A 441-nucleotide genomic window follows, 5' to 3' on the forward strand; every position below is an offset into this window, starting at 1 on the left:
CGCGCAGCAGCAGGATCGCCTCGGCGATCACCAGCTCGGCCACGCTGCGGGTGTTGGAATAGGGGGCGTTGAACACCGGGATGCCGGCCAGCTCGGCCGCGTCCAGGTCCACCTGGTTGGTGCCGATGCAGAAGCAGCCCACCGCGATCAGCCGCTTGGCCTCGGCCAGCACCTCGGCGGTGAGGTGGGTGCGCGAACGGATGCCGACGATGTGCGCCTCGGCGATGCGCGCCTTCAGCTCGTCCTCCGGCAACGACTTGGCGTGCACTTCGATCTGCGAGTAGCCGGCCGCGCGGAAGGTATCCACGGCCGTCTGGCTGACGCCTTCGAGCAACAACACGCGTATGTCCTGCTTGGGGAACGAGGTCTTCTTCGGCGACATGGCGACGGCGGCGGGCTTGGTACGGGGCGGTCACTATGCCAGAGCGCGGCGCTTTTTGG

General features: G+C 67.8%; 1 pseudogene. It reads right to left on the reverse strand.

Features of this window, described 5'->3' with window-relative positions:
- Positions 1-382: pseudogene (locus tag CWM66_RS28575) on the reverse strand (phosphoglycerate dehydrogenase); the annotation flags it as partial.
- Between the last annotated feature and the right edge of the window lie 59 nt (positions 383-441).

This window comes from Kosakonia sp. H7A (assembly GCF_003028445.1).
GTDB lineage: Bacteria > Pseudomonadota > Gammaproteobacteria > Enterobacterales > Enterobacteriaceae > Kosakonia > Kosakonia radicincitans.